This window comes from Maribacter vaceletii (genome assembly GCF_003634105.1).
GTDB classification, from domain to species: domain Bacteria; phylum Bacteroidota; class Bacteroidia; order Flavobacteriales; family Flavobacteriaceae; genus Maribacter_B; species Maribacter_B vaceletii.
The window spans coordinates 684,586-701,601 of record NZ_RBIQ01000007.1; the positions used below are offsets into that span (position 1 = coordinate 684,586).

Sequence of the window (17,016 nt, forward strand, 5' to 3'; positions counted from 1 at the left end):
TTTTAGCAAAAGTAGAGGCAACTATAAGACCAAAAAATGAACCTAAGTTAAGTAATTACTCTCAGGGTAAACTTTTAAGTATATAAACCTGGATTATCGCGAAATTCTTTTTCGGATTCTACTTAAAGCTTGTGGTGTTACTCCAATATAAGAAGCAAGATACTTTAATGGAATTTCTTTAATTAATTTAGGTCTCTCCTTAAAAAGCCTTGTGTACCTTTCTTCCGCAGATTGGGTTAACAAAGATTCTTCCCTTTTAGATTTTGTAAGAAACAAAGTCTCTGCAGTTACCCTTCCTATAGTATTTCCATTCTCTGTTTCCTTATAAATATCCTGAAGGTCAGTATAGGTTAAACGCCAAAGTACAGTAGCAGACATAGCCTCTATTTGAAATGTACTTGTCTCTTTAGTTAAAAAAGAAGCATAAGAACTTACAAATTCATTCTCATAAACAAACCCAACAGTTACATCGTTCTCTATTTTAGGAATATAAATTCTAGCAGAACCTTCTACAATAAAACTAAGATAGCGCTCTACATCTCCTGCTCTTAAAAGTGCATCACCCTTTTTAATTTCGTGTTTCTTTAATTTGGAAGAGAATATTTTCCAATCGGCATCCGTAAGCTTGCTAATGGCATCTAAAGATTTTCGAATTGCATCCATATTAAAGGTATAAAAAAAGCACCCCTACCCTCGCCTATCAATAACCGTAACAGGTTTTCTGCCCAACATAGAACTTCTCAATTTTTGAATTTCTGAAGTACTACAATATTCAATCTTTGGCGCTACTCTAAGTTTAGATCTAAAATGGTCGCGTATTTCGTTCTGTAACTCGTCGGACTGGTTGTTAGAAGCTATTTTAATTCCTATCTCATCGGTACCAATATCGTTATGATAAATTTCTATAACATGGCTTTCTACCTCTGTAAAATCATTTAAAAGATTATCCATCGCTGGCGGATAAAGCGTAGTGCCTTTATACTTTACCATTTGCTTTTTTCTACCCACCAAAGGTCCTATTCTAACCGTATTTCTACCACAAGCACAAGGTTCGTTATGCGCCACAACAATATCTCCCGTTTTAAAACGTAAAAGCGGCATTGCCTCTACTCCTAAAGTAGTTATAGTTAGTTCGCCTTCTGTACCATCTGGAACAGCTTGGTTATTATCATCCAAAACCTCCACAATAATTAATTCTGGATGTTGGTGCCCACCTTGCATTTCGGAACACTCTGTAAAGGCAGTACTCATCTCTGTAGAGGCGTAGGTAGAAAACAAATCTATATCCCACTTCTCTTTAATTTTATTTCCTAAAATATTCAAAGAAAAATCTTGGTTACGTAGAGACTCCCCAATACAAACTGCTCCTTTAATCCCCGATTTTTTATAATCTATACCATGCTCCTCGGCATAGCTAACCAACTTTAATAAAAAAGAAGGCACAACAATTAAGTACGACGGTTTAAATTTTAAAATAGTATCCCATTGTAATTCTGGAATCCCAGCTCCTACTCTTATAATACCAGCTCCCAATTTTCTGGCACCTAAGAAATACGCTAATCCTGCAATAAAACGCCTATCCATAGTCGTAGTAAGTTGCAAAACGTCCTCCTTTGTAATACCTGCACAAGCAAAAGAAATAGATTCGTTATATGCCAAACGCTCCAAATCAGCATCGGTTAATGCAACTGTTACTGGGTCTCCTAAAGTTCCAGATGTAGTAACATAATCCACAATATCAGTCTTAGAAACACATAGAAAATCGGCATTATATTTTTGTAATTCTTCCTTAGTAGTAGGTGCTATTTTTACCAAATCTTCCAAAGTCTGAATATCTTCTGCAACAATCTTATGACTCTTAAACAAACGTCTGTAATACGGAGATTTTTCCTGTAGATAGGATATAAGTTGTCTTAGTTTTTCTTCTTGAAAAGCTTTTATAGTTTGCTGGTCTGCCTTTTCTATCTCAGGAATCATGCGTCTATTTTCCGTTTTATTTTGCGAATATACTCCTCTATATTTTCTTGGTCTACAAGTGTGGTAATTTCTTTTGTTTTAGCACTATTAAATTCGGCCAAAGCAGCTCTAAAATATCCTTGTTCATATAAATATTTTCCGCTAATGTAATAGCTTTCCCAATGGTTTGGATTTTTCTTCTGTAACTCTTTAAAAAGCTGTAAATCTACTTTTTCTTCTTTATTTATTGCTTTTTCAATGGTATGTTTTAAAGTTCTATATGCCTCATAATTTGCAAATGCATCTGTGAATTGAAAAGTGTCTTTAGCTATTGCCAAATCATTATTTGCCAACTGCCTTGGTTCAATATTTTTAACTTTTTCTTTAAAAATAGTATTTAAATCGTATGCTACAAATTCTCCTAATTGGTATGGATTAGAAGATACCCAAACTAATAATTCTTCTGGTTTAAAAACTATTCCGTGATGCGCCAATAATTGATTTAAAGCCTTTTCGTTACCATAACCAATTTCTTTATCGTCTAAACCTTCTTTATTTCTTAGAATATCTACCGCTATTTCTGGAGTTACTTTTGGATTCTCTTGCAGCAACTCTTCCATGCGCTCATAACGATATTGAGAATGACTCTCTATTATGTGCTTTTGATTCTTTTCATCATTTGCATACGCAGCACTTTGAAAATGATTAGAACAAACCAACGTATTCTGATTTTCTACTTTATAAACCCCAAAATTCTTAGGAGAAACCTCAATTAGCACTACCTCTTTATCTTTTGCGCTGCCAACAAAAATAGATTCGGACACAAAGACCTCTTTACTTTTAGCTATAGCAATAGCCTCTTCTATAGTGCTTGCGTATTGTAAAATTTCTCTAGTAACTAAAGAGATTGGAGTTTTAGCAACCAATGGAAATTTAGATTTTCCGGCATTTATAGTAACGGTTAATCCTTGATTATTCATTCCAGAAACAACACCTAACATTCCACCCCAGGTAACCGACATAAAAGGGTGGCCTTTATCTGGCTCTATAAAAGCTATTATCTTATCTTCGGCAAAAGTATCGCCTGCATAGAAATCTAAATTCCTTCCAATTATAAGATTCCCGTCTTGGGTTTTGTCTCCCCAAGCAGCAAAAGAAGAACAGCCAACTAGAGCCAAGTCTTGTAATGCATGCCCAATATCATGTGCACCATGTAAATATAATATTCTAGGGTAGGGCTCTGCTATATGTTGGTATTTTGGAGACGCATATTGTGATAGTCCGTAAATTTCTGATTTAAAATCCTCATTAATATTCAAGTACATTTTACGGTTAAACCAAGCTAAAAATTTACGTAATAAGTATTGTTTTGTTTTAGAAGGGACAAGTTCATCTACCTTAGACAACAACGCATTTTCTTGTTTATGAAAAAGTTCTTGTGTTAGTGCACCAGTTGCTAGACCTAATTGCATTGGATTTCCTTTTACATAGAGTTCCCATAGTCCTTGTTTATTTTTATTTAAAAATCCGTTTTGAGTAATATAACTAGTATCCGAAATTTTAATTCGCTCTGGTTTTTCTAAAGAGTAATTACTAATATCTGGCACATTCTTTAAAGACTTAGAAACACTACAAGAGAACAGTAACGTACTTAAAGTAAAGGCAACTACAGTAGAAAAAAAGAAGTTTACTTTTAATTTCATTCTAATGTTTATCTAAATTTTTATGTGTTTTTTTAACAGCAAGTTCTTCTTTATAATTTAACCATTTTTGTCCCCAAAATTTGCGTGTAACATTATCAAAATGACGCATAATTGCTACATTATACAGCATATTTAAAAAACGTTTTGGAGTCCTTGGCAATGCGCGTAAAGTCATAGAAAAACCCCCATTCAGGTATTTTATATAATGCCAATAACCACTTGGCATGTACAAAGCATCGCCATGCTTCATCTGCGCCTGTATTCCTTGTGCATATTGTAAAGCAGGGTATTTTTCAAAATCTGGATTGTCCATATCTATCTTATCAATATTGTGTATTGAAAAAGGCACTTTATATAAATATTGGGTTTGCTCTGGAGAAAAAAGAGTTACACTTTTATCGCCATGAAAATGAAAATGCATACTGTCTGGCAAATCAATATCATAATGCATAAAAACCTTAGAATCTCCACCTCCAAAAAACAAAGCTGGTAATCTTTTAAAGAATTTTAATCCAATATCTGGGTACTTAAAATCTTTAAGTAACTCGGGCATACTTTTTAGAATGTCATAAAAGAAAATCCGTAAATCGGTAGGTTTGGTTTTTAAAATCTCTATATAATCGTATAGTTTAAGCTCTTTTACTGGTGCGTATACGCTCTCTTTGTCTTTTGCTGGCTCATTGTTGTACAGTGGTACAATTTGTTCTCCTGCTCTTTCCTGAACATAATCTAGTGTCCATTTTTCATAGGCTGGCCAATCTTTAGTTAAGCCCTCTATTAAAACTGGACGTTGCGGCTTGTAGTACTTTTCTATAAAATCTGCTTTGGTAATATTTTTTACTCGCTCTACAGGAGTGATTTTAAATTTTCCCATTACGCATTTACGTTTACAATGTTTTCTTTTGCAGTAGGTTCTGTAATTTTATTTAATAAATATTCCCTTCCTAAAATTTCAGAACAGGTAACAATTCCGCTAATAGTAACTCCTAAAATTCCATGCATATTTAAACTTTGTCCTGTAAACAACAAATTCTTAATTTTTGTTCTTGGGGACAAGACCGATTTTAAAGGATTATTTACATCTTTTACATAGCCATACATAGAACCCTCATTACACGCTATATAATCTCTATAGGATAATGGTGTAGAGGTGTAAACCGTTTGTATACATTCTCTAATTTTTGGGAATTTTTTTTCTAACTCTTTTATAAGTTGTTCTGCCTTATTTTTTTTAAACTCTTCATAGGTTTCTCCCCTATCATTTTTATGTGCAACTGTATTAAATGTTTTATCCCATGGTCTTACCTCATCATATTTCATATAGGTAATAGCCGTTAATTGGTCTGCCCATTCTCCTAATCCTTTCTTAACTCCCATAGAAACCATATACCCTAATGGCCAATTTTCTTGGGTATAATTATGGCAGTTCCAAACTGCTTCTGGCGTTTTATAGTGGTAATAATTTTTATTTAAATAAGTTACCATCTCCGGTTTTAACACCAAATGAATACTAAAGGCTGATATGGTACTGTCTATATCTTTAATACGATTACTGTAAGCTTTTCTGAAATTGGTTTCCCCAACTAATTTTAAAGTTAGTTTTGGTTCTATGTTAGATATAAAAAGGTCTCCTTTTACAATAGTACCATCTTTAGTATGCGCCGCAACAATTTGCTTTTCTTTGTATTCTAATTGGGTTACCTCTTTATGTTTATATGCCTCCCCTCCATTTTCTATCAATTTTCTAATTAATAGCTTGGTTATTTGGCTACCACCATTTACACAACGATACGAACTTTCTATATAAGAGTTAACAGAAAGTGCATGTACATAAAATGGAGTCTTGTCAGACTCCCCAGCATACAATAAATTAGAACCCGCTAATACTGCTTGTAGTTTTTTGTTAGAGGTAAAAGAATTTATATGTGCTTTGGCTGGTAACGAAAAAAGCTCGGTATCATCATAATAAGGCTTTCCTAATTTTAAATTGTAAAGCGGAAATTTATTACACGTTTCCTTCAAATCTTTACAATACGCTCTAATACCTTCTTCTTCTTCAGGAAATTGATGTATTAATGATTCCTGGAACCTTTCATACCCTTGTGCATGACTGTATTCGTTTTCATCTTCATCAAAGGTGATAATATCAAAACCATTTACATCCATTTTTTTAAGGTTAAGCCCATCAAAAATGCCTAGATATTTAAAATAACGATATAAATTTTGCCCTTTAGAAAGTCCGCCTATATAATGTACGCCTGTATCAAAAATGGTTTTTTCGCGCACAAATGTTTGTAGGTTACCACCATATTGGTTGTTTTTTTCTAGCACACATACACTTTTTCCTTCTTTTGCTAAAATAATAGCAGAAACAAGGCCTCCCATACCACTACCAACAATTACAACATCATACTTCTTATTCATCTTCTAATTTATCTTTTTAAAAATAGAGCTTCAGGCATTTCTTTATCTACTGTAAATCCGCCTTCTATAAAACTATCTAAATTTAAAGATTTTCCATCTTTTAAGAGGATTAAGATAGTAATTTCAGAATTTAAAAGTGCTATAGATGCTTCCGAATTAAAAGTATCTAAATTTAAAATACCAATAGTTGCTGGTTCTTTAAATGCATCTATCAAAGTATCAGAAAAAATAAATTTTCCATAATTACTGGTAATATAACTATTAGCAACAATTTCTTTAACCTCTGTATCTTTAATAAATGCTGTAATCTTTCTGTCTGGTGCATCTAATTTTAGTAAAAAATCTAGCTGTCCAAAATCTTTAGAGGCATGTACTATGCTACCTTTGGGGTCTACGTAATCTAAAATCTCTTTATAAACTAGCGCATTAGATTTTAAATCTTGGCTAACGGCTTTGTATAAAAAATCTCCTTTATATCTATATTCTAATGCTACTAAAGAATGAAAATAGGTAGCACCTTCTATCGTATTTCGAAGTGTATTAAATTCTTCTCTAAAGTAAGTGCTTATTTGTTTGGTTTTTTCTCTTGTAGTAATACCAAAAGATGTATCCTGAATTCCTATTTTATTTAACACCTTAATGGTTATACTTCCATCACGAATTATAAAACTGCCTTTTGGTAACACCTCGGAATTTCCATGAATTAAGATTGGAAGAACGTCTAATCCTAATTTATCGGCCAAATGAAAAGCGCCCTTGTGAAACCTTTTTATTTTATTGGTTCTAGAGCGTGTGCCTTCCGGAAAAGTAATAAGCGAATATCCTTGCGCTACCTTTTTACGCAAATGTTCTTCTCCATTTTCTACTCCCTTAGAAACTGGATAAAAACCTGCCGCTTGTACTGCTGTTCCAAAAACGGGTGAATTATACACCCAGTCGTTCACCAAAAAAACAATTTTTGGATGCAACATTCCTATGGCTAAAATATCTAAGAAAGAAGTATGGTTAGCTATAATCATAACCGGTTCTTTAAAAGTCTCTTTCTGTAAATTAATTATTTCTTTAGACACAAAACCATTGGTATATAGTACTGAACCCATAAGTTTAGAAATAGACCTATGGAAGCCCCCCATTTTTACTTTCTTAGAAACTGGTATTATTTTTAATACTAAACTAAAAAAAGAAAGTACCAACCCGCCTAAACCAAAATAGGTAAAGGACAAAACAGAGTGAATAAACAAGCGAAAAGAAATAGGCCTTTTGGTTTTATTTCCAATAAATAATTTAAATAACAACGGTTGCACTGTAAAAGCAATAAGTACTGCAGATAAAATACCCACTAAAGAAACTAAAGAAATGGTATATAAAGCCGGATGCTTAGCAAAAATTAAAACCCCAACTCCTAAAATTGTTGTAATTACCGATAATAGTATGGATGTTTTATGTGTTGGCACTATTTTTTCTCCTGTTCTATTTTCTGACAAAAGACCGTTGGTAATAAAAATGCTATAATCTACTCCCAAACCAAAAATAAAGGTAGAAATAATGATGTTAAAAATATTAAACTCTATACCTAACAGTCCCATAATACCAATAGTTAAAAACCAGGTTAAGAAAATAGGAATTCCTGTTACTAAGGTTAAAGAAAAGCTTTTATAAAAAAGAAGCAATAAGATTAAAACTGCAAGTACAGAATAACCTATTAGACGGTTAAAATCGTTTTTGAGATTGCCCAGGAAAGCTTCATTCATTCCTTGGCGGTCTATTAAAATGGTTTTCTTATTCCTAAGAGATTCCTTAATGATTTGGGCTTTTTTTGGAGTCTCTACTTTTAACAAAGAAGTTACCGCTGTAAAATCTTCTTTAGTGCCAATAAAATCTTCTATAGCCAATACATTTATAGCAGTATAATCCTCTAAAGTTAAAGGTTGGTACTCTTTTTCCAAAGCAGCATAAAAAGTATCAAATGTTTTTGGTTTAAAACCTAGTTTCTCCCCAGCAACTATTAAGTCGTTTTTAGTTTGTTTGGTTTTGTTTGTAGTCCAAAATTGTTGCCAACTATTAATCTTTTCTTGTTGCTTTTTCTTTGAAGTTACCAGTGCACCTATAGAGCTATAATTTTTAATTACACCCTTATCTTTATATTCTTGTAATAGGCTGTAAATACTATCATTAACTTGTAAAGCACTTTCTAAATTATTGCCATATGCTGCTGCGTAGATAGATTTTGAACCAATATCTGTCAATGCTTCTAAATTATTACGAGCATTTAATAACTCTTTAGGCTCATAATTCATCTTAGCAATATCCGTGTTAAACAACACCTTATTATACGTAAAAATGCTAATTACTAATGCTAAAGCTATACCAGAAAGGACAATTTTATTTTTATGAATTTCATACGATGCTATACGGTCTAAAATATTCTTTTTTGAAACCTTTTCTTTCTTAGCACTATATATTTGAGGAATTAATAGCAAAGCAAAAAATGATGCCCCTAATACACTTATAGCTGCAAAAATACCAAGGTCTTGTAAGGCTTGCGATTTTATAAACAACAAACATAAAAATGCACTTGCTGTTGTTACGCTACTCATTAAAATAGATGGCGCAACATCTATATACAAACTTTTTATACTCTTGTTATTTCTTATATGTGTTAATATATGTAAGGAATAATCTAAGGTAACTCCCAAAAGCACTGACCCAATTCCTAAGGAAATTGCAGAAATTTTACCCCGTAGAAGATAAAGAATAGCTACGGATAATAGTCCTCCAAAAATAGTTGGTAAAAAAAGGACAATAGGCACTGTAATTTTACGATAGAAAAAGATTAGAATTACAAGTAGCAGGGTTAATGCTATACCTACTGTAAATTGAATATCCTTTTTAATTTGGTTTGCATTAGCTACTGCAACTAGGGCAGCTCCAAAATATTCGCTACTTACTTTACCCTTAAATGCTGTGTTTAACTCTTCTTGTATTTTATATAGCGATGTAGAAAAGCTAGTATTCTTATCGGTTTCACTAGAAGGGTATTTTGGGGTGATAAAAAGTAAAATATGCTGCTCGTCTTTACTTAGCAAAAAGCCATCTTTTAGTGTAAAATCATCCCCAACGCCTAAACTCTGCAATTTTTTCATTGCCATAAAAGACAACCCTAAAGGGTCTTTTAAAATTGTTTTTTTTGCAATTATTCCCGTAGGCGAAATAAGGGTATTGTAATTCTGCTTTGTAATACTTAATAAACTATCTTTTGTTGTTTTTTGTTCCAGAATTTTATAATCTGAGGGCTCTAAAAAAAGCGGTAAATTTTTGTAAACAAAATCAATCGTATTAAAAACAACAGCATCCGAAACTTTCCCTTGAATATTTTCTACATAGTCTTTTTCTCTAGACAAACTATCTAAAAACGTATTTGCATAAGCAGTAATATCGGAAACCTTGCTATTAGGTTCTCTTTTTATGTTTACAATAATTTTATCTGTAAACTTAACGGTCTGCAATACTTTTTGATAGTCTTTATTGTTGGTATTAACAGGGATTAACTTTGTAATGTCTTCCTCAAAAGAAATTTTACTAGCAATAAAACCAAAAACAATTAAAATACTAAAGAAGGAGAGTAAGCCAACAACTTTTTGCTTACGTAATAGTTTATATATTTTATATAGAAAATTACCCATTATGACTTACTAGCTTTTTTTTCTCAAAAACAGTTAAAAATAAATAAGCCGAGAGTCCAAATAAAATGGCTCCAAACGTAGCGAGCGTTAAACTACCAACTATATATGTTTTTAGGTGTTTAAGACCTTCAAAATTAGTGGTCATTTCTTCTATGGTATAGGAATAGTAATCTCCTAACATAAATTGCCCAACTTTAGAGCTTGCATACAACACAAAAGGTATAAATGGTGGTAAACTTATATTAGAAAAAGTAAATGCTAAGACTTTGTTTAAGTTTAAAAGTATGGCTAAAGAAATAACTATTACGGTATGCAAACCCCATAATGGAGAAAGACCAATAAAAATTCCTAATGCTATGGAAAGTGCTTTTTTTCTTGGAGAATCATCATTCTGCAAAAAATCTTCCCTTATAAATCGTTTAAATCCTTTTTTTTTAAAGCGCCTGTATAAATCTCTTGGTTTAATATAAAGCAAAGCAATTAATACCAACCAAGTATTTAATATACTTATTCTTGTAAAATCTTTAAATGGTCTAAAGTGCGACACTCTTTCCTCTTCATTGTAGGTAACTTGCACTGGTAAGTTCTTTACCAAAGTTCCTTTCCATGCTGCTCTTACAATAATCTCTATTTCAAACTCAAATTTAGGAGTGTAAAATTTTAAGTCCATTAACTCTGCTAGAGGGTATAACCTAAAACCACTTTGGGTGTCTTTTAGTTTTATTCCAGTTTCAAACCAAAACCAAAAATTAGAAAACTTATTTCCAAAGCTACTTTTCTTAGGAACATCAGTCTGCCCCATATTACGAGCACCTATATAAAGAACATTTTTAGTTTCTTCTTTTTCTAAAGCATTAATAAAAACAGGAATATCTTCTGGAAAATGCTGTCCGTCAGAATCTATCGTAATTGCATAGGTAAAACCTAACTCTAATGCCTTTTTAAAACCTACTCTTAGCGCATTACCTTTTCCTTTGTTTTCTTGTAATAGTATGCAGTTTAAATGTTTAAACTCTTCTAAAACATTGGAAGTAGCATCTGTAGAACCATCATTTATTATAATAATATCTTGGGTATACGCAAGAACACCTATAATAACTCTTTTTAAGGTTTTTTGATTATTATAGGTTGGGATAACTACACAACATTTTAGCTGCTCCATAGACTCCTTTATAGATGATGTGTTTTCTGCCAAAAATATATGTGTTGTGGGGGTCTTTTACAAAGACTTTAGTTTTTCACAAAGATAACAATTGAATATACTAAAACAACTTCTTTTCAGAAGCATCAAAAAGAGAAGATTGCATTACATAATCCTTTATAAACTTTTTAATAGTTTTATCTGTAATTTTCTTATAGTTATCTATTAAAAATTGCTTGTCTTCTTCTATGTTTTTCTGGTATTTTAATATTTTTGGAGAATTCTCCTGCACACTTAGCCGCAGACAACGTATTTCAATGTTTTTTGGAGCTTTCTCTATAGAAAACTCCAAATACCCTACCCCCTCTTTAAAGAAACTCTTTTTTTGTTTTATTCCCTTACTATGTTTTGCTTTTAGAGTAGCTGATGCTCCTTTATAAGCTACTAAAATTGGTTTACTTTCTTTAGTAATATTTTCTAAAGCTGTATATAGTTTTTCAGAAACTTCTTTACTATCACTTGCCAAAATAAAATTCTTCCTAATTTCAGTTAAATTAGGACTTAGAAAGCTTAGTATTAAAAGTATACTACTAAAGAATAATTTCATATTAGCTTATAATTTTAAAGGTTGCACTTAATTTTAATGCAAGGGTTTCTTCAAAAGAGGTTGTGTTTTTAACCTTAATAGTATCCTCTACTTCTGTAATTGCCAAAGTAAGATTAAGAGTATCATTCTTCTCTGGGTTAATAATTGCCATAAATTTAATATTAGAAGATACGGATAAAAACAGCTGCTTTCCTGTTGCTTTCTCTGTAAGTTCTTTTATAATCTGAATCATACAAACCCCTGGCATTACTGGATTTCCAGGAAAATGACCTTTAAAAATATCGTGCTCTTTATATATTTTTATAGTTGCATTTACAGTTGCCTCTTCTTCTACTAAATTTTCTACACTATATAATCCTTCTATCAACATATTTTAAATCTTAAATTTATAAGCTACACCTACTTGAAAAACATTATTTAAGCTTGTGTTATTTTCATTGTAATCGTCAAAAAAATCATCAAATAAGTCTATATTAATAAGCCCTTGTTTGTAACGCGCTTCTATTGTAAGCCCAAAAGGAAATTCATACCCTATTCCAAAAAGCAAAGATAAATCTATTGGTGTAACATCAGACTCATTTGTATCATTAACTATATTGATAAAATTATTATCAAAATCGAAATCTAAACTAGGCCCCAAAATAAAGTGAAACCCTTGTTTGGGGGCTACATAAAATTTATTTACTGCAGCTATAGAAATATAGTTTATATTCAAATCCTCTCCACCGTTAGCAGACTCTCCACCTTGATTAGAAAACCCTATTTCTGGTTGTAAGGCATAAAATTTTGTGAACCTAACATCTAAAAAAACAGCGCCATTAAGTCCTATTTTATCCTCTAGATTAGTATTAGAAATGTTAGCACTATTTACCCCTATACGTATTCCTGGGTTTACTTTAGATTGTGCAAAACCTACTATAGAAAAAGCAAAAAAAAGAGTTGCCAAAATTATCTTCTTCATCTTAAATTCCTTTTAATTGTATTTTTAATTTGATGTTTTTATGTTCTATTAAAATACGCTTTGCAGCAGTATCCTCTATGTCTAAAAAATGATATATCACATTTTCCTTTCCATTATTCTCTCTAACAATTTTTGTTAAACCTATATTCTTATAAAAATAAAAATGGTTTTTGTTTAACACCTCTGCTTCTTTAACTTCTAAATTTTCTTTAGTATAGGTTTGGGTGCTTACATTAAATTCTTTTACTAATGTTGTAAAGTCTCTTTCTAATACATTCAAAATAATTTTTTTATTCATCTCTTCTAAGACATGATTTACCTTAAACGTATTTTGATAAAATGAGAAATCGAAAATTTTATTTCCCATTTCCGTTGTAAAAACCAATCTATGCTCTTTATCTGTAATTTTTTTTATGATAATAATTCCAGAGAATTTCTTTTTATAAAATTGCAAATCGGCTTTATAAACGTAATCTTTTGCCGCATTAGAAAAATAAGGATTGTAAACTTGAGAAACGCTTACATTACTTTCTGTAAAACCATTTTTCTTGGGATAACTTGAACAGGAAACCATAACAAAAAAACAAATACTACTGAGCAAATACCGCATCTGGAATTACTTTATTTACTTTACGATTAGAAAAAATAATCTGTGTATAATCATTAGATGGCTCTACCATTTTCACTTCTAAAACATCGCCATTACTAGTAAATGTAATATGAAAAACTTTTATAAATTCGGAAAGTTTTGGGTCTTTGGGAGCAAAATGAACTTCGCTATTTTTATCTTTTTTAAAATAGGTGATAGTAAAGTACTCTTCATTAAACATATCGCCTTTTATACTAGCAGCTATAAGCGTATTTAGTTCTTTAAATAACTTATTAGAACCAATATCTACATTGCTCTTATCTCCTTCATTATTTATATACAGGGTTTCTCCTTTAAACAAAACGGAATACGCAAAAGGTTTTACATACTCCCATTTTACTGTATTCGGAGCTTTAAAAGACAACTTCCCATTAGACTCTATATCATTAGACAAAAAATCTAAATGTTTGTATTGCGTAAAATCACTGGAGATAGATTGGGTTTTATCTGCCGTAACTTTTACCTTATTCTTTAATGCATTAGCCTCTTGAGAGCTCATTTTTGTTTGTGCCGTTACAACCGTTCCAAAAGCTACAATAAAAAGAAAATATACTATTTTATTCATAAGCTACAATATCTAGCAATTCATTCACAGGTATAGACTGCATTTTTTTCTGCTGTAAAAATAACAATAACTGTTCCAAAACTGCCACGCTTTTAGCACTAGTATCATGCAAAAGAATAATATCTCCCTTTTTTAAGTTTTTGGTTATTCTACGCACCACCATATTCTTTGACCTTTTTGTAGTATCTAAAGAACGAACACTCCAACCTATTGAGGTTAAATTTGTATCCTGTACCGCTTGTTTAATTCTAGGGTTTGTTACTCCAAAAGCTGGCCTATATAAGCGCATACTTTTATTAAAAATAGCTTTTACAAGAGCGTTAGTTTGCTCTAATTCTTGCTTTACTTTTTCTGTACTTAAAAACCCAAAATTACGAGTATGAGAATACGTATGATTCCCTATAGTGTGCCCTTTTTCTAATATCGTAGAAACAATAGCTTGGTGTTCCTTTATCTCTTTACCAATACAAAAAAAAGTAGCTTTTGCATTATATTTTTCTAGAAGTTCTAAAACTTGAGGAGTAAATTCTGGATGCGGACCGTCATCAAAAGTAATGGCAACTTTATTTTCTTCTATTTTTTTATTTTTATGATGGGATGTTAAATGGTAATTCCATTGAATAAAGAAAGAACCAAAAACTGTTAGCGTAAACCAAATAAAAGCAATAATGCCATATAAATAAACAGGAACAGCAAGCCAATAATTTGTAATTAATAACAAACAGAAAAGTGCAATTACAATTCTATTTATAGTACCAAACCTTAGCATTGTTTTAGTAAAGTGAAGCTATGATTTTCTCCTCTATACTGATTATATAATAGAATGGTTTTTAAAGTACTAGTTTGCTTCTTATTTAGTTTAACCACTTCTGGAATGGATTGGGTTTTAAGAATCTTGGCTCCTAGCCAAAAGCCAAAAGAAGATGCCGTATTATACTCGCCACATAAATGTTTGTAATATACTTGTTGTGTATTTGCAAAAACACCTTCAGAAAGCAGATTATAATACCTGTCAAAATCTACATCGCCATTATTACCTAGGATAACAGCATCTATTTCGGATACATTAGAACCGTTTTCTTCTAAAAAAGAAATTATTCGTTCTTCTAAATTTTCTTTTGAAAGTGTATTTAGCGTTTCTACAGCAATTACTTGCGCATAAGAACTTTCTTGTTCCTTGGTAGAAAGCGTAAAAAAACCTGCTCCTTCTCCAAAAATAGCTCCAGAAGTATTGCTTTCTAATAAAGAAGAAGTATCTGTATTTTCTTCTTTTACAAATCTTATAAGTTTGTGAATCTCTAGGGTATGTGGTGCATTCTCATCTACCCCACCAACCAGTATATTTTCTTCTTCGCCAGAAGACAACTGTAATTGTGCATCTAATAAAGCAGACTCAAAAGACGCTCCAGAATGTACATACGTAAAATTATATCCTTTGCATTGTATACCAAGAGCTATTTGACCGCCAACGGTATTATGTGTAGACTGTATAAATGAAGTTGGCGTTAAAAACTCCTCGTTATTATCTATTAATTTACTCAAGAATTTTTCAGAGTCTATTAAACACCCCATTCCAGTTCCTGTGATTATTGCATCTACAGAATCTAGTTGCGCGTCTTGCATAGCAAGATTAGAAGCGACTACGCCCATTTTTACACCTAAAGCCATTCTACGAGCTGCACCGCCAGAAATAAAATCTTTATAAACAGGGTTTACCACAGGCATAACTCTGTCATTATAGGTAATTACCTCCTCTAAAAACGCTTTGTTATCAAAAGTTTTTTGAGCAGAAATAACACCACAACCGTTTATAAAAACTTTTTTCATTATTTAGAAAATATTACGGTGGAACAATTTCCTCCAAATCCTAAAGAATTTGATAAAACTGTATTTAATTCTTTTTCTTTTATTTCTACTTGCGGCCTAATTGCAAACTCCTTCATAGGAGTTGTAAAATTTAAATTAGGAAATACCACATTATTCTGAAGTGCTAAAATAGAGTATACTGCCTCTATACCACCTGCTGCTGCTAAAGTGTGTCCTGTATATGGTTTTGTAGAACTAAAATCTGGAACGGCATCTTTAAAAACACGTAGAATAGCTCTACCTTCCGATAAATCATTATTTCCTGTTGCAGTACCGTGCGCATTTATATAATCTATAGCCTCTGGTCTTAAATTAGCTACTTTTAAAGCTTTTTCCATTGCTAAAGTAGCGCCATCTCCATTCTCAGAAGATGCTGTTTGGTGGTATGCATCATTAGCATTCCCATATCCTTTTACGTAGGCCAATACTTTTTTATTTTCCTTAGCTACTAAAGCATCAGATTCTAAAACTAAAAAAGCTGCTGCTTCTCCTAAATTTAGCCCTTTTCTATTTTCATCAAAAGGAGTATTATAGGTGTCAGATAATATCATTAAGGTTTTAAAACCATTAATGGTAAATTTTGATAAGCAATCTGCGCCTCCAACCACAACGCGGTCTAACTTCCCAGATTTTATAAGTCTGGCTCCATACATTATAGCATTTGCTGCAGATGAACATGCAGTACTAATAGTAGTAACTAAGCTCTCTTTTACACCTAACTCTTCTGCTATTTTTTGCGTAGAATCTCCTGCATGATGGCCCTCTATGTATTTTCTATGCGCATCACTCTCTAGATAGTCGTAATAGTACTTCTCTGTCATATCCATTCCACCAACGCTTGTTGCCGAAATTAATCCAGTTTTGTACGCAGCAATATCTAGAATATTAGCATCTTTTATAGCTTCTTTAGCCGCAACTAATCCTATAAGAGCTGTTCTAGAATAATTGTTATCTGGGGATATTCCTAATTGTTCTTCTAGCTCTTTGTTAGTGAAAGCAATTTCACCAACCATAATAGCATTTTTATGAATAGTATTTATCTTAGAAATTCTAGAAATGCCTTTGTTGCCAGAAATTAAGGAACTATAATTCTCTTCTACATTGTTTCCAATCGCAGAAATAATTCCCATTCCAGTTATTGCAACTCCCTTATTCATAGGTTTTAAAATAATACAGAATCTTTTTAAAATTAAAGATTCTTACTTAGGACTATTTTCTGAAATATAAGTAGCCATTGTATCTATAGATTCAAATATCTTTTTTCCTTCTTTTGGATCCGATAATTTTATCCCGTAATCCTTATCTAACATTACAATAAGTTCAAGAGCATCAATAGAATCTAGCCCTAAGCCTTCTCCAAACAAAGGGTCATTATCTGCAATTTCATCCACTGAAACATCCTCTAAGTTTAACTGCTCAATAATCTTATTTTTTAACTCTTCTTTTAACGCTTCCATAATA

General features: G+C 31.9%; 16 protein-coding genes. All 16 read right to left on the reverse strand.

Translation table 11 applies throughout. The features are described 5' to 3' along the window. Positions 1–93: 93 nt before the first annotated feature. Positions 94–663 carry a Crp/Fnr family transcriptional regulator gene (locus CLV91_RS02765; protein ID WP_121063740.1) on the reverse strand — a complete coding sequence of 190 codons (570 nt, stop codon included), beginning with the start codon at positions 661–663 and terminating at the stop codon, positions 94–96. A 24-nt stretch (positions 664–687) separates the two neighbouring features. Next, positions 688–1,977, reverse strand: a complete 1,290-nt coding sequence (locus tag CLV91_RS02770) for a phenylacetate--CoA ligase family protein (RefSeq protein ID WP_121063742.1) — start codon at positions 1,975–1,977, stop codon at positions 688–690. Continuing rightward, positions 1,974–3,659, reverse strand: a complete 1,686-nt coding sequence (locus CLV91_RS02775; protein ID WP_121063744.1) for a C45 family autoproteolytic acyltransferase/hydolase — start codon at positions 3,657–3,659, stop codon at positions 1,974–1,976. The genes CLV91_RS02770 and CLV91_RS02775 overlap by 4 nt, the downstream gene beginning before the upstream one ends. 1 nt (position 3,660) lies before the next feature. Further along, positions 3,661–4,533: a cupin-like domain-containing protein gene (locus CLV91_RS02780; RefSeq protein WP_121063746.1), complete on the reverse strand. Its 873-nt coding sequence runs from the start codon at positions 4,531–4,533 to the stop codon at positions 3,661–3,663. Beyond that, positions 4,533–6,083 (reverse strand): phytoene desaturase family protein, encoded by a 1,551-nt coding sequence (locus CLV91_RS02785; RefSeq protein ID WP_121063748.1) that lies wholly within the window; start codon positions 6,081–6,083, stop codon positions 4,533–4,535. Before CLV91_RS02785 ends, CLV91_RS02780 begins: the two co-directional genes overlap by 1 nt. 8 nt (positions 6,084–6,091) lie before the next feature. After that, positions 6,092–9,766, reverse strand: a complete 3,675-nt coding sequence (locus CLV91_RS02790) for an MMPL family transporter (RefSeq protein ID WP_121063750.1) — start codon at positions 9,764–9,766, stop codon at positions 6,092–6,094. Beyond that, positions 9,759–10,928, reverse strand: a complete 1,170-nt coding sequence (locus CLV91_RS02795) for a DUF2062 domain-containing protein (RefSeq protein WP_211333199.1) — start codon at positions 10,926–10,928, stop codon at positions 9,759–9,761. Before CLV91_RS02795 ends, CLV91_RS02790 begins: the two co-directional genes overlap by 8 nt. Positions 10,929–11,028: 100 nt before the next feature. Continuing rightward, entirely contained in the window at positions 11,029–11,514 is a 486-nt protein-coding gene (locus tag CLV91_RS02800; RefSeq protein WP_121063754.1) for a hypothetical protein, read from the reverse strand. 1 nt (position 11,515) lies between these two features. Further along, the gene (locus CLV91_RS02805) at positions 11,516–11,884 is read right to left on the reverse strand and encodes a hotdog family protein (protein WP_211333185.1); all 369 of its coding nucleotides are present in this window, start codon (positions 11,882–11,884) and stop codon (positions 11,516–11,518) included. Positions 11,885–11,887: 3 nt separating this feature from the next. Continuing rightward, the gene (locus CLV91_RS02810) at positions 11,888–12,475 is read right to left on the reverse strand and encodes a porin family protein (protein WP_121063756.1); all 588 of its coding nucleotides are present in this window, start codon (positions 12,473–12,475) and stop codon (positions 11,888–11,890) included. A gap of 1 nt (position 12,476) precedes the next feature. Next, the gene (locus CLV91_RS02815) at positions 12,477–13,085 is read right to left on the reverse strand and encodes a hypothetical protein (RefSeq protein ID WP_121063758.1); all 609 of its coding nucleotides are present in this window, start codon (positions 13,083–13,085) and stop codon (positions 12,477–12,479) included. After that, positions 13,066–13,689, reverse strand: a complete 624-nt coding sequence (locus tag CLV91_RS02820; RefSeq protein WP_121063760.1) for a LolA family protein — start codon at positions 13,687–13,689, stop codon at positions 13,066–13,068. Before CLV91_RS02820 ends, CLV91_RS02815 begins: the two co-directional genes overlap by 20 nt. Beyond that, positions 13,682–14,458, reverse strand: coding sequence for a polysaccharide deacetylase family protein (locus CLV91_RS02825; RefSeq protein ID WP_121063762.1), 777 nt, complete (start codon positions 14,456–14,458; stop codon positions 13,682–13,684). Before CLV91_RS02825 ends, CLV91_RS02820 begins: the two co-directional genes overlap by 8 nt. Further along, the gene (locus CLV91_RS02830; RefSeq protein ID WP_121063764.1) at positions 14,452–15,516 is read right to left on the reverse strand and encodes a beta-ketoacyl synthase N-terminal-like domain-containing protein; all 1,065 of its coding nucleotides are present in this window, start codon (positions 15,514–15,516) and stop codon (positions 14,452–14,454) included. Before CLV91_RS02830 ends, CLV91_RS02825 begins: the two co-directional genes overlap by 7 nt. Next, complete coding sequence (locus CLV91_RS02835) at positions 15,516–16,712, reverse strand: beta-ketoacyl-[acyl-carrier-protein] synthase family protein (protein WP_121063766.1); 1,197 nt, start codon at positions 16,710–16,712, stop codon at positions 15,516–15,518. Before CLV91_RS02835 ends, CLV91_RS02830 begins: the two co-directional genes overlap by 1 nt. A 42-nt stretch (positions 16,713–16,754) precedes the next feature. Further along, positions 16,755–17,012, reverse strand: a complete 258-nt coding sequence (locus CLV91_RS02840; RefSeq protein WP_121063768.1) for a phosphopantetheine-binding protein — start codon at positions 17,010–17,012, stop codon at positions 16,755–16,757. Positions 17,013–17,016 lie beyond the last annotated feature (4 nt).

Coding starts and splice junctions, on each gene's coding strand:
- CLV91_RS02765 (WP_121063740.1), bottom strand. CDS start 663: ATGGATGCAATTCGAAAATCTTTAGATGCCATTAGCAAGCTTACGGAT.
- CLV91_RS02770 (WP_121063742.1), bottom strand. CDS start 1,977: ATGATTCCTGAGATAGAAAAGGCAGACCAGCAAACTATAAAAGCTTTT.
- CLV91_RS02775 (WP_121063744.1), bottom strand. CDS start 3,659: ATGAAATTAAAAGTAAACTTCTTTTTTTCTACTGTAGTTGCCTTTACT.
- CLV91_RS02780 (WP_121063746.1), bottom strand. CDS start 4,533: ATGGGAAAATTTAAAATCACTCCTGTAGAGCGAGTAAAAAATATTACC.
- CLV91_RS02785 (WP_121063748.1), bottom strand. CDS start 6,083: ATGAATAAGAAGTATGATGTTGTAATTGTTGGTAGTGGTATGGGAGGC.
- CLV91_RS02790 (WP_121063750.1), bottom strand. CDS start 9,766: ATGGGTAATTTTCTATATAAAATATATAAACTATTACGTAAGCAAAAA.
- CLV91_RS02795 (WP_211333199.1), bottom strand. CDS start 10,928: ATGGAGCAGCTAAAATGTTGTGTAGTTATCCCAACCTATAATAATCAA.
- CLV91_RS02800 (WP_121063754.1), bottom strand. CDS start 11,514: ATGAAATTATTCTTTAGTAGTATACTTTTAATACTAAGCTTTCTAAGT.
- CLV91_RS02805 (WP_211333185.1), bottom strand. CDS start 11,884: ATGTTGATAGAAGGATTATATAGTGTAGAAAATTTAGTAGAAGAAGAG.
- CLV91_RS02810 (WP_121063756.1), bottom strand. CDS start 12,475: ATGAAGAAGATAATTTTGGCAACTCTTTTTTTTGCTTTTTCTATAGTA.
- CLV91_RS02815 (WP_121063758.1), bottom strand. CDS start 13,085: ATGCGGTATTTGCTCAGTAGTATTTGTTTTTTTGTTATGGTTTCCTGT.
- CLV91_RS02820 (WP_121063760.1), bottom strand. CDS start 13,689: ATGAATAAAATAGTATATTTTCTTTTTATTGTAGCTTTTGGAACGGTT.
- CLV91_RS02825 (WP_121063762.1), bottom strand. CDS start 14,458: ATGCTAAGGTTTGGTACTATAAATAGAATTGTAATTGCACTTTTCTGT.
- CLV91_RS02830 (WP_121063764.1), bottom strand. CDS start 15,516: ATGAAAAAAGTTTTTATAAACGGTTGTGGTGTTATTTCTGCTCAAAAA.
- CLV91_RS02835 (WP_121063766.1), bottom strand. CDS start 16,712: ATGAATAAGGGAGTTGCAATAACTGGAATGGGAATTATTTCTGCGATT.
- CLV91_RS02840 (WP_121063768.1), bottom strand. CDS start 17,012: ATGGAAGCGTTAAAAGAAGAGTTAAAAAATAAGATTATTGAGCAGTTA.